Annotated in this window: 13 protein-coding genes and 1 pseudogene; 4 read left to right on the forward strand and 10 right to left on the reverse strand. The window is 61.5% G+C overall.

From position 1 onward, the window contains the following. The first annotated feature begins 12 nt into the window (after positions 1 to 12). Positions 13 to 291 carry a hypothetical protein gene (locus POS15_RS11675; protein WP_125892001.1) on the forward strand — a complete coding sequence of 93 codons (279 nt, stop codon included), beginning with the start codon at positions 13 to 15 and terminating at the stop codon, positions 289 to 291. Positions 292 to 503: 212 nt separating this feature from the next. Here POS15_RS11675 and POS15_RS11680 read toward each other — a convergent pair. After that, positions 504 to 2733, reverse strand: a pseudogene (locus tag POS15_RS11680) (methyl-accepting chemotaxis protein). A 147-nt stretch (positions 2734 to 2880) separates the two neighbouring features. Here POS15_RS11680 and POS15_RS11685 point away from each other — a divergent pair. Then, positions 2881 to 3090: a hypothetical protein gene (locus tag POS15_RS11685; RefSeq protein WP_139338727.1), complete on the forward strand. Its 210-nt coding sequence runs from the start codon at positions 2881 to 2883 to the stop codon at positions 3088 to 3090. A 96-nt stretch (positions 3091 to 3186) separates the two neighbouring features. Here the strand turns inward: POS15_RS11685 and POS15_RS11690 are convergent, their stop codons facing one another. From POS15_RS11690 to POS15_RS11715, 6 genes are all read right to left on the reverse strand, one after another. After that, positions 3187 to 3570: a response regulator gene (locus tag POS15_RS11690; RefSeq protein WP_032971140.1), complete on the reverse strand. Its 384-nt coding sequence runs from the start codon at positions 3568 to 3570 to the stop codon at positions 3187 to 3189. A 183-nt stretch (positions 3571 to 3753) separates the two neighbouring features. Beyond that, positions 3754 to 4227 (reverse strand): BLUF domain-containing protein, encoded by a 474-nt coding sequence (locus POS15_RS11695; RefSeq protein ID WP_006375647.1) that lies wholly within the window; start codon positions 4225 to 4227, stop codon positions 3754 to 3756. Positions 4228 to 4288: 61 nt separating this feature from the next. Further along, complete coding sequence (locus tag POS15_RS11700; RefSeq protein ID WP_032971143.1) at positions 4289 to 4564, reverse strand: hypothetical protein; 276 nt, start codon at positions 4562 to 4564, stop codon at positions 4289 to 4291. A 93-nt stretch (positions 4565 to 4657) separates the two neighbouring features. Next, complete coding sequence (locus POS15_RS11705; RefSeq protein ID WP_006375649.1) at positions 4658 to 5092, reverse strand: BLUF domain-containing protein; 435 nt, start codon at positions 5090 to 5092, stop codon at positions 4658 to 4660. Positions 5093 to 6276: 1184 nt separating this feature from the next. Further along, the gene (locus POS15_RS11710) at positions 6277 to 6654 is read right to left on the reverse strand and encodes a hypothetical protein (protein ID WP_006375651.1); all 378 of its coding nucleotides are present in this window, start codon (positions 6652 to 6654) and stop codon (positions 6277 to 6279) included. A gap of 2 nt (positions 6655 to 6656) precedes the next feature. After that, on the reverse strand, positions 6657 to 7175 hold the full coding sequence (locus POS15_RS11715) for an H-NS family nucleoid-associated regulatory protein (RefSeq protein WP_032971149.1): 519 nt from the start codon (positions 7173 to 7175) through the stop codon (positions 6657 to 6659). 222 nt (positions 7176 to 7397) lie between these two features. On the opposite strand from POS15_RS11715, the gene POS15_RS11720 reads away from it, so the two are divergent. Next, positions 7398 to 7772, forward strand: a complete 375-nt coding sequence (locus POS15_RS11720; RefSeq protein ID WP_099490556.1) for an HNH endonuclease — start codon at positions 7398 to 7400, stop codon at positions 7770 to 7772. A 276-nt stretch (positions 7773 to 8048) separates the two neighbouring features. Here POS15_RS11720 and POS15_RS11725 read toward each other — a convergent pair whose 3' ends face one another. Beyond that, positions 8049 to 8663, reverse strand: a complete 615-nt coding sequence (locus POS15_RS11725; RefSeq protein ID WP_185812531.1) for a relaxase domain-containing protein — start codon at positions 8661 to 8663, stop codon at positions 8049 to 8051. Positions 8664 to 9383: 720 nt separating this feature from the next. Here POS15_RS11725 and POS15_RS11730 point away from each other — a divergent pair. Continuing rightward, entirely contained in the window at positions 9384 to 9851 is a 468-nt protein-coding gene (locus POS15_RS11730) for a hypothetical protein (protein WP_185812529.1), read from the forward strand. 64 nt (positions 9852 to 9915) lie between these two features. On the opposite strand, the gene POS15_RS11735 is transcribed toward POS15_RS11730, so the two are convergent. After that, positions 9916 to 10722 carry a hypothetical protein gene (locus tag POS15_RS11735; protein ID WP_180854966.1) on the reverse strand — a complete coding sequence of 269 codons (807 nt, stop codon included), beginning with the start codon at positions 10720 to 10722 and terminating at the stop codon, positions 9916 to 9918. A gap of 49 nt (positions 10723 to 10771) precedes the next feature. Continuing rightward, positions 10772 to 11053, reverse strand: coding sequence for a hypothetical protein (locus POS15_RS11740; protein WP_180854965.1), 282 nt, complete (start codon positions 11051 to 11053; stop codon positions 10772 to 10774). Between the last annotated feature and the right edge of the window lie 31 nt (positions 11054 to 11084).

Consider the following 11084-nt stretch of genomic DNA (forward strand, 5'->3'; position numbering starts at 1 on the left):
GCGGAGGGCTTGGTGAACGACGAGGTCAGGGACGCATTTTTGCGTCTTCAAGAAGCAATGAATCGCATGCATATACGTGTTGCGGCGCTGGAAGCGGCCACAGTGCTCCTGCTTCGCACGAACGCCGGCAACGCCAACGTCGCAGACGAGTTTGAGCGCAGCATTCGGCACTACCTCCAAGGGATGGACCAGCACCGGGACCATGTCTTCGCGTTCGAGGAGATCGTCGAGCCATGGCTGGGCATCCTGAGGGAACCATTGGCTGGCATTCCCCCGTCTCCGAGCCGCTGAACTGCCAAAGCGGAGCGGCCATCGGGCGGCCGTAACCTCGGCCAATGCCATTGCCGCCTCGCCGCCTCACGGCGCAAGGCGCCGAGCTTTCGGCGCGCTTGCGGGTCTGAGGCCGCCATCCAGGCGGCCTCACCCACGGTGACTTCAGCGGCAACTTCGGTCAACCATGCCCTGCGAGCGACCATGCGTTCGCACTGGCCTTGGAAGGGCGGTTAGAACTCCTGCCAGTGCGCTGCGTCCGCAGATACCTGCCGTGCGGGACGAGCTGGCAATGCCTTCGGCGGGGTTGGCTTGCCCGCGTAGGCGGTTTGAGAAAGGCGGGAGCCGTCCACAGCACCTGGCTTGGTCAAGCTTGCACTGGCCGTGGCTGGCGTCTTTCCCTGCGCGCGTTCATTCACCTTGAAGACCGCGACGGCGGTTGCCAGCTGTACCGACTGGTCTTCCATGGATCGGGCAGCGGCGGTCGCTTCTTCCACCAACGCGGCGTTCTGCTGGGTCGTTTCGTCCATCTGAGAAACAGCCTGGTTCACTTGCTCGATGCCCGACGCCTGCTCCTGAGAGGCGGCAGATATCTCACCAATGACGTTGGACACGCGCTCAACCGAGCTGACAATCTCAGACATCGTCTGGCCAGCCTGGTCAACCAGCGCCGATCCTTGAGCGACCTTGGCCACAGAGTCCTCGATTAGCCCCTTGATCTCCTTGGCTGCAGAGGCAGAGCACTGTGCCAACGTGCGCACCTCGGAGGCCACCACGGCGAACCCTCGACCCTGGTCCCCGGCTCGAGCCGCCTCCACGGCCGCATTGAGTGCGAGGATGTTGGTCTGGAAAGCAATGCCATCGATCACGGAGATGATGTCCCCGATGCGGCGCGACGAGGCTTCGATACCCCCCATCGTCTCCACTACTTTCCCGACCACTCCACCGCCCTGCCCGGCCACGCGCGAGGCCCCACTCTGGCCAACTCGCTGGCCTGGCGTGCATGCTCGGCGTTTTGGCGCACGGTGGAGGTAAGCTCCTCCATGGACGCCGCCGTCTCTTCCAAGTTGGCCGCTTGTTGTTCGGTGCGTCGCGACAAGTCGCCATTGCCCGCGGCAATTTCCGTCGACGCGGTATTGATTGCCGTGGATGCCTGCTGGATGCGGGAGACGATATCGGTCAGCTGAGCCACGGTCGCGTTAGCGTCTTCGCTCATCGTCGCAAAGACGCCGCGGAAGTCGCCTTCCATGCGGTGGGTCAAGTCGCCAGAGGCAATGGCCTGAAGCAAGGTGGAGACGGCGCTGAGGCTGTGGTCAGCTGTCTCCATCAGACGGTTGAGGTCCGAAACCATCAATTCAAAGTCGTGCTGGAACGCAGACGTGTTACCGCGGGCGGAGAAGTCGCCGTCGGCAGCCGACACTGCCAACCGCTTGATCTCCGTGTTGATCGCCAGCAGACTTGCTTTGGCAGCGTCCATCGATTCGTGGAGCACGCCCGGGAGCCGGGCAGGCGTCGCGCGTCACGCCGCAGGTCACCGGCCGCATACTCGTTGAGCACTTGGATGGCATCCAGGATGGCCTCAAGGTGCTCGAACACCATTGTGTTCATGCCCTTGGCCAGCTCGCCGTAGACACCGGGCAGGTCCTCCGGAATCCGGTGCGAGATGTCTTCGGCCTCGTGAAGCTTGACCATGACCTTGGTGTCGTTCGAAAAACGCTCCAAGGTGGCAACCATTTGACGGAGGGAGAGCAGCATCTGGCGCGCCTCATCGCGGCTCTGGTAGTCGGTTCGCACGTTGAGGTCGCCATTGGCCACGCTGCGGATAGCGGGCAACGCCTCACCAATGGGCCGGGTGACCGAACGGCTGATCGCCCACCCCAGCACGCTTGCGACCAAGTACAGCACCGCCAAGACCAAGCCTGTGATCGACATCAGGTTGTTGAGGCTTGCTGCGTTGGTTGCGAGTTCAGCCTTCATGCCGCGAAGGTTGTATTCGCTGACTTTCTCCATGGCGTCGAACAGCGCCACGCGCTTTGCCCTGGATTCTGTCACCGAGATCGTCTGCGCGGCCTCGGCATCGCCAGCGAGGAGCGCAGCGTGAAGCTGATCGTGGATGACAAAGTAATCGCTCAACGCAGCGCTGACCGGCTTGAACAACGCGGCATCTTCGCCATCGGCGAAGGACCGCAGGTATTGCTTCACCAGCTCGTTGATCTTGGCCTTGCCCGCCACGATCCGCTGTTCGTATTGCTTGACGGCCTCAGCGGAAGTGGCTTCGCTGACCTGGGAGGTTTCGTAGATGCGGAGATCGCCGAACTGCGCACGCATCTCTCCGATGGCATAGCTGCCAGGCGCCCAGACGGACTCAATCCTGGACAACTCCTGCTTCGAATGTGACGCGCGGACAATAGTGAAGATGCCCAACGCCAAGGTCATGCTGGTCGTTATGGCGAATGCCAGCATCAGTTTTTTGGAGATGCTTCCGACGTGGCTTCTTCGGCGCACAGGAAGAACACGGCGTCGCCGTGGCTTGAAGCACTCAACGCGCTATGAATGGAGATAAGCGCGGCGAAAGGAGACCTGACGAAGGCCTCCTGGTAACTGTGGCCTTTGATCTCGCTCGCCGTGGCCAACAGCGCGCTTGGCCTGCTCCGCTCGATCAGAAAGCGGCCGATTGCTGGAGTCGGGAAATCCAATGGCGAACGACGTATTCAGGAGCCAGTTCTTGAACGCTGTCTGCAGGACAACGATCTGGTCGCCGTCTTGAAAGTGACGGTGCTGAACGACAGTGCTTCTGATGATGCAAGTAGCGCGCATTGATGGGCAGCAGCGACGTTCGCTTCCAGCGTATCCACTGTAAAGAGGAAGGCTTGCGGTCCAATGCACTCCAAAGGGCGGATGCATGTTGCCAGTCAGCTAGCGCACGTGCGCGCCTGCCGGTTCGCCTCTGCAATCTTTGCCAAGCGCCTCGATCCAGGAAGCGATCTGTTTGACGCCGTAGGGCTTGGACAAAACACCCCGATCCCGGTGCCGGCTGATCACATCGTTCGGATGAAGCGTGGAGGTAAAGAAGACAGCGATGCCATCGCGCCGAAGTTCGTCTGCCAACTTGTATGCACTGCGCCGGGCGTCAGGGCTGGCGGGCACATCCAGAATGACGACGTCGACGTGCCCCGCTTGCGCTGCGCGCAAGGCTCCTGAGCTGAATTCCAAGCATTCGACGTCATAGCCGAGCTCTCTTAGTTCGACTCCAACCACCTCACAGATGGAGGTTTCAATGTCCACGAAGAGAACGTTCATGTGGATTGCCGTTCCACAAGGTCGGGTCAAATTTTCCACACGGTCAGCAGCTGGTTCAAGCTAGTTGGGACGACTTCTGCTTTCGGCAGACGGAATCTGCTCAGCTTTGCCAACGCTTCATCGGGAGCGCGAGAGGAGCTCCCAGCATCCTTCCGCCGGGTGACAGACCAGTCGCCACGATGTTCATTTCGCCTCCCCTTCGCTGAGTGGTTTCGAGAGGGGCCCCACGTAGACTGAGGCAGACGGCCCTCCCGTGAAGCGCACAAGGAGATCCATCGCCGTTGCATTCATTGCGTCCGCATCGCCCCGCTGAGAGAAGCTGGCCCAGTCTGCCATCGCGATGCTCTGCAGCTGGCCCTCCTTGGCCAAAAACAGCCGCATAGGCCACCGCGGCAGCCGACGTTGCGAGACACGCCCGCGTGCCAACTCGATGAAGTTCAGGTGGCTGCGCGCTTCGGATGCCCTGGCGTAGGCAACGCGAAGGCCATCCGGTGGACCCTCCAGGTAGGACAGGAACCGGGCCCCGTCGTACAAGGTCACCCCGGTCACGCCGGCCTGTCTGTTGAACCGCTCCGCGTCGGCTATCAACTCAACCAGCCGCCCAAGGCTAAGGTAGGGGCTGGCCTCACTCACAAAAACCACCGCACGGTTTGGCATGACACGCTCCTAAGATTGCTTCAGACCCAACAACCTGACGGGTCGGGAAGAGCAACAAGTGCTACACGGCAACCTTTGATTTTGCCTTCCAGGCGCCTGTTTCCAGATCCTTCCGCAGCACCCAGTCCTTCGCCGGAATCTTTGCCCCACGGGCGGTCAGGTAGTCCGGCATGAATAGCATGATCTCCCCCCCTTGAATCAGACAGCTGGTCGAGAGGACCACGCCGTCACTGAGCTCGACCAAGCAGGTGGCTCTCTCGCCCAGTTCAGCCTGCTCGCCTGTCAGGGACGCGGTGGCCCCTGGGTAGATGTGGCTGTGAGTAAATTCCAACCGCATGGCATGCCCCTGTCGAATGCCTCAAATTCATGACTCCCCTGCTTCCACTGTGCAACGTGAATCGGGCGGCCTACAGAGGAAATCCGTTACCCATCACTGCGGAACGTCATCGAGACGATTGCCGACCAATGCGGCAAGCCGCTCCATCCCCGTTTCTGGGATGAATTTCCCTCCGAAGCGTTGGGAGAAATTCACCCAGTTCGACCTCATCAGTGCTTTGAGCTCGGCTTCTGAAATCCGCAGGAAGAGCAATGCATGCGCAGGGAACCGCAACTGCTGGATGGATCCCCGCGCCAGCTCAACGATTTCGGTATGCAGGGTGAAGGACTGGGTGTAAACGGAGCTCGCAGCCACCGCACTCGCTGTGCCTTCCAAATATGTTAAAAACCTGCTGCCGTCGAAGCATACAACTGCACGCGAGCCGCACTTGGCATTGAACTCTCGGCCTGCACGCATGACTTCGGGCAAGCGCTCCTCACCGATCTCTTCCACAGCCGCGCTTACGAACACCACCGCACACTTAGACATTACGGGCTACCTTTCACTCGGCACCAGTGCAAGCCGGCCAACGTGGATCAGCTGTGTACAAAACGCAGGCCAGCTTGAATTTCAGTTTTCAGTTGCGCTATTCCTGAACCTTTAAGAGTGCACCATGGCTAGCCCCGTCCCCGACTCAAGTTGGCTGCAAGAGCGATGACCTCGCTAGGGATCACGGCCCCGAGGTGCGCGAGAACCGCGGCTTGGACGACCTCTGTGTTGCAGAGGAAGAATATCCCGTCTCGCGGCCCAGCCGACGTCAGAGACCGGTTGACACTGATCACCGAAGCTGGCACATCGCTCACGAACACTTCGTGAAACTTCGACCCCGCAAAGCGCGCTTCGAGGGCTCTCCGACTTGCTTTCGTGTCCTGCCGTAGCGCCACACCGTATTTTCCAGACAATCCGATGCCACTGGCGGTAAATACGTAATGATCTTTAAACGAGGTCAACCACACCAGAATCGGTCCGCCCTCGGCGAGAACGCGTTTGTGAGCAAGCTTGCTACGTATCATCGGGCTGCTCGTTGTTGGCCTGATTGATCGATTCGCCCCTCTTGTGGCTCCGTGGGCGGCGCGAATTGCGAGCTACGAACGATGGACAGGATCAGTATCCGACAGCGGCAGAGGTGAGGGCAACGCCTGCGCGCCGCCCTTCATTTCGGCCGTCCGGGTAGATGGGCTCACCGCACCACAAACGGCCGATCTGTAAGCGAAACAAACCGAGCGGGCTGTGTAGGGCTTAAATCCTTTGGCGGCCCGCCAGGCTCAGCCGAAGCGCTCATTGCTCCGCCGATTCATCCCCCCCCGGTGCACGCGAGACAAACGCCATCCACGTGCGACCTGAAATAGCCGGTGTCGCCCGTCAACGAATAGCGGACTCCGGCCCAAATCGATGTCGCTGTGGGGCTGTGCCAAGCGCGAGTCCTCTGGCAGGCGTGGCGAAACGAACGTATCATTTCGCTCTCCTGCGGCGCAACCATTCCCGGCAGGACAGCGCCTTGAAGAGCGCGATTACAAGTTGGAGCAGCGCCAGACCAGTTGCGCAGGCCAAGATAACCATAGCAAGAGGCAAAAGTAGCTCCATGATGGGATCCTACAGGCCCGCGGGTTGGCAGCAAGTCAAGGCGCCCGGGCCATTGGCGCTCAGCAATCTCCTGTTCGCTTGGGGTGAGATCACCACAACCGCGTGACAGTGGCGTGAAAGTCGTGTGGCGATCGCAAGTAGCTGGCGCATAGCGAGCTGCCGTCCGAACGCAGGTTGGCTCCCGTGTGCGCCGCCATGACGGCAGCCCCCAACAGGTGCACCTGGGTGCGCCCGTTGTCCTGCCACCCTTTGGGCAGCGATTCAATGGCCGCCAAGGCTTCTTGCCCTGACAGGCATTGGATGCAGGTCAGGTAGGACCATTGAAGGCCCACTTCCTCGCGCAAGCGCCTGCCGGCGGCCTTCTCGTCCAATCGGCCCTCGGCACTGTCCAGCAGCACGTGGGCGGCCGCAATGGCTTTGCCTTGGGGCGAGAGCCGGCTCTTCTTCTTGGGGAACAGGCCGCGCATGATCAGGCCTTCTTGCTGGCCTTCTTGGCGACGGCATTCTTCGCAAGTTTCTTGACGGCCTTCTGGGCGGCCTTCTTCACCGGCTTGCCCGTCTTCTTGGCCACCCTGGCGGGAGCTTTCTTCACCGTCCCATCAGCCGACGGGAACTTCGCTCCGGGGTTGGCCTGAGCCCACGCCTTGCCCTCGGTGGACTTGGCCCACGCGGTGAAGACCTTGGGGGCCAAACCCCGACCGGCCCACGTCTCACCGGTTGGGAGGCGATACTTCGGCGCCACCTTGCCAAGCTTGCGGCCCTTTCGGGGTCCCGGGGCAGCCTTGGCGGCACGCGCCGGCTTGGCGTCGATCGTTTCCCCGATGAGCTTGGCCACCTGCCGCCGCTGGGCCGGACTGAGGACCTTCGCATACTTCTGCAGGACCGCCAGGGCTTTGGGCACCTCGCCGTCGCGCTTCTCCACCAGCTTCTTCTGGGCTTCGAGCTGTTTGATTTCGGCGTTAAGGGATTTCAGGGTAGTCAGGGCCAAAGGAGCACTCCGGTCGGGAATCCAACGGTTATAGCCCATCGCTCCGGGCATGGCCACCCGAATGGGCCCCATCTTGACACCCACCAGCCTGGGGCGCGATAACTCCCTTGCCGCGAGGGGAAATGCCCCCGGCGTATTGCCTGCTTAGCTCAAGGCAACAGGTCCCGATTCGATCGCACAAGCGACGACGGGATGGTTTTTCCTGTCTTTTGAGATCTAAGCATGCCCAAACTCCAACGGTTGAGAACCGAGGCTTTCCTCGCCCAGAAGGGCCGGTGCTGCTATTGCAGCGTGCCGATGTGGAACGCCTCTCCCGATGAACTAAAGCCGTTCGGCCTGCGCGCCAAAACGGCCACGCCGCTCCGTTGCACCGCCGAGCACCTGGTCGCCCAACAAGAAGGCGGCAAGGACGTGGTAGGCAACATCGCTGCCGCCTGCTGGCTCTGCAACACACGCCGGCACAAACGCAAATCGCCGCCCTCCCCCGAGGCTTACCGCGCGTTCGTGCAGAAACGCTTGGCGAAGGGCAAGTGGCACCCGCCGAGCGTGGCCAAGTTGCGCCTCAGAACGCGTGGAACGCAACCACCCGACGGATGAGTTCCGCCACGCTCACGTGCTGCCGCTGCGCCTCGCGGCGGACGCGGTCGGCCAGGTCTCGGGAAGCCCGGATAGGCGGCAGGCGGTCGTCCCTGGGGCCGGCAACGGGAGAGCGCAGCAGCTGGGGGCGCGCCAGGTAGGCGGTGAGCCATTGGCGCACGGCTTCGCTCTCGCTCACCCCGGCTGCTCTAGCGCGTGCGGCCAATGCCTGGCGCAAGGTTGAAGAAAGGGACACTTTCGGCAGCACGGCCGTCAAGGGAGGCTTGGACGTCAGCGTCACAGCCTCTGCCTCGGTCGGCCCACGGGGGCTGGGCGGAAGAAGCGCTCCAATCGTTTGGTCTCCAGCAACGCTTCCATGAAGGCACCCATGGCGTGGGTGTAAGCGTCCTCGCTGGCCGCCAACCGCAAGCTCAGCGCAAGCCGTTCCCACTTTCCGTTCGGTGCGCATGCGATGGCGAACAACCAGTGGTGCGTCCAGTCATCCTCCAACCGATCGGATGCAACGAAGAGCACCCGGTGATCACGCTGGAACGGCAGGGACGACAGCGCATGGTCAACGGCGTGGCGGTGGGCAGCCTGTAGCCGTGCCCTCTCCTCGCCGTCGGTGTCCAGTAACGCCGCGAACCCTTTGGGCAGGCGCAACGAGACTCGGTAGCCCGCCGCACAGGTGTGGTGGTCTTCGCCTTCCCACAACCGCTGTTGCCCATCGAGCTCCTGGCCCATAGCAAAGCGCCGCATGGCGTCCTCGGTCACCGGCCCACCGGGCTTCAACTGGGTCAACCACGCACCACCCCAGCGCAACGCAGCCAAGGGCGCGTCCAGCAGTTCTGCGAAGGAAAACCCATCGGCGAACACGTCCTCCCGGCAGATGCATGTGAGTTGCAGGTTCATGGGATCAGCCTCATAGCCGCGGCTTGCTCGTCCGAACGGGCTCCTCAGTGCCAGGGAGGGATACTTTTAAATGTGCGGCGGCCCGCTTCGCCTTCCATTCGTCGATGCCATTTCTGATCTCTGGCGACCCAGTGCTTGCCAAGGCATCCGGGTCTGCCCCAGCTTCGAGCAACACAGTGAGCAATGGAACATGTCTGTAGAGATCAGCCGAGTAGAGAGCCCCCCACCCATCGTGCCGTTGAGAATTCGGATCAGCCCCCGCTGCACACAGCACGCGGCAGGCCTCGACCCATCCACGCCTCGCAGCCATGAGCAGCGGAGTCTCCTGATCTTCCTTGCGCCGAGCGTTCACGTCGGCGCCTTCTGCGATCAAATGCCTCAAGGCATCCAGAGCAGGTTCGCGTTCCCAGCTTTCAAGCAACCTAATGATCGGCGGCGTCCGCAAGTCGTCCCGCCATCGCCGGACCTTGCCCACAACCCAATTTCGAGGAAGCCAGATAGGGGCCGTTAGGGTGTAGAGGAGGACGTCCTTTCGAGAAAGAAGCCCGCTTCCTTCGAATCCCATACCCATCTCCCATGGAATACGTTTGTATTCCTTCTCCCCCATGCAAACAGAGAGCGGCGCGGTGTCCAGTGCTTCGGGACGGCTAAACTCAGAATCTGCGGCCTCTGGCCGACAGATTCAAAAGCCCACGTCCTCCACCGACCTTGAAGGCGCCCATGCCCGTCTCTGATCCCCTCGCGTTCGACCTGCTGCGGGCGTTCGCGCAGTTGGAGTTTCGCCTCAAGAACGATCCAGGCTTTCTTCGCGCCGGTCCCTACCGAATGGCCCAGGTGAACTGGCCCGCGGTGGATGAAGCGGTGTCACGGCTGGAAGATTCACTCTTCTTCGATCAGGTGTCGGACAGCACGCACGAGCAAATCCTCACACCTCCACGTGATCGCCCGATGGTCCAAGAGGTGGCGGTGGTCAACGGCCTCAACCGCGCCGTCTTTCAGCGCCTGCCCCTTCAGCAATCCAATGCCAGTGCATTGGTCGAAGCCGCACGCCGCGTGCGCAACAACCTCTTCCACGGGGGCAAGGAGGAGCCGCATTTGGGCGATGATGACGAGTGGGCCGCCGCCGCACTGGACGTGGCCGAGTGCCTGCTTCACCTGCTGAACCATGGAACGCTCGGATCGGGATAGGGCCCGTGAAGGGATATGCCGCCTCCGGGGGACGGACGTAGGCACTGGAGAATCGAGGGGATGACTAGAGCGCGACGGGCGGGAAACGCTCTTCGTGTTCCGGATACAGGTCGATCATGAAGAACTCCCGGCGAAACCCTTCAAAGATTCCTGGGTCACGGATCATGGCCTCGATTTGCGCCTGCGTCCAAACAGCGCCATGTTCCGCAGCGTGGGCCCGGAGACGCTCGGCCTGCTGTCCCACGGCCTCGTCCGTAAGGTGGTGTTCCGCGTAGCCTTCGACAATCAAGCGGTAGATGGTCTGCGCGCTCAACTGCCAGAACTCGTCGCCAGCTTGCGTTGCCCGAAGGGCACTCATGGCCCGCTCCGAGGACCGGGTCATCAGCAGGGCTTGATAGAACGCAGACAGCGCTGTTTCCAGATCTCCTGCCGATAGCTGCCGTTTGGGGGCCAAGAATGCCCAGAACGGCGCCCGATGCTCAGCACGAACAAAATTGGCGATGGCGCCCCCATGGCATGCGGCCACCACCGTGATGAGGTTCAAGCGCGTGGCCACGTTGAGGTTTACGAACGCCGGCTTCATGTCATCCCACGTCAACCAAGACCCGTCAGCGAACTCCAGCCCGCCCTCTCCACCGTGGCACTCGATGTGAAGCAACGGCACGTAGGGCTCCCTGGATGCTTGCTGAGCAAGCTGGGCCAACAGATCGAGAAAAGCCCCGCTGGAAGGAACACGAACGCTGGCGATGTGAGGAACGTCGCCGATCACCCGCGCCCAGTCTTGGGCATCCGCGAACAGGCGGGCTGCGGTGTTGAGTTGGCCTTCCGGGAGGGAATCCACGATGAGAATTTGGTTGAATTTGGCTGCCATCTTCATCTTTCAGATCGCCGGAGCAGGAAACAACGGCCGCATGCAGGGTCTACATTTTCCGACGAGGCTTCTTTTTTGGATTCGCTGCGGCACCGCCGATCACCTCCAAGATGCGCCGGCGCTGTCGTTCGGCAATGATCGGGCGCAGGAGCTTAAGAACGTATGCCCACTCCGTGTCAGACATGTCCGGGTCCCAGAGCTTGGCAATGGCCCACTCCCGCTCATTGGGGCACTTTAGCCACGGACGTTCCTTCTTTTGCTTACCCATGAGGTCACGCAGTTCGCACCTCACCCACTCGACGCTTTCGCATACGAGATCCGCTTCACTCATCCAGCATTCTCCAATGTGAGACAGCATTCCC

Origin of the sequence: Stenotrophomonas sp. BIO128-Bstrain (genome assembly GCF_030128875.1) — a bacterium.
Taxonomy (GTDB): Bacteria; Pseudomonadota; Gammaproteobacteria; order Xanthomonadales; family Xanthomonadaceae; genus Stenotrophomonas; species Stenotrophomonas bentonitica_A.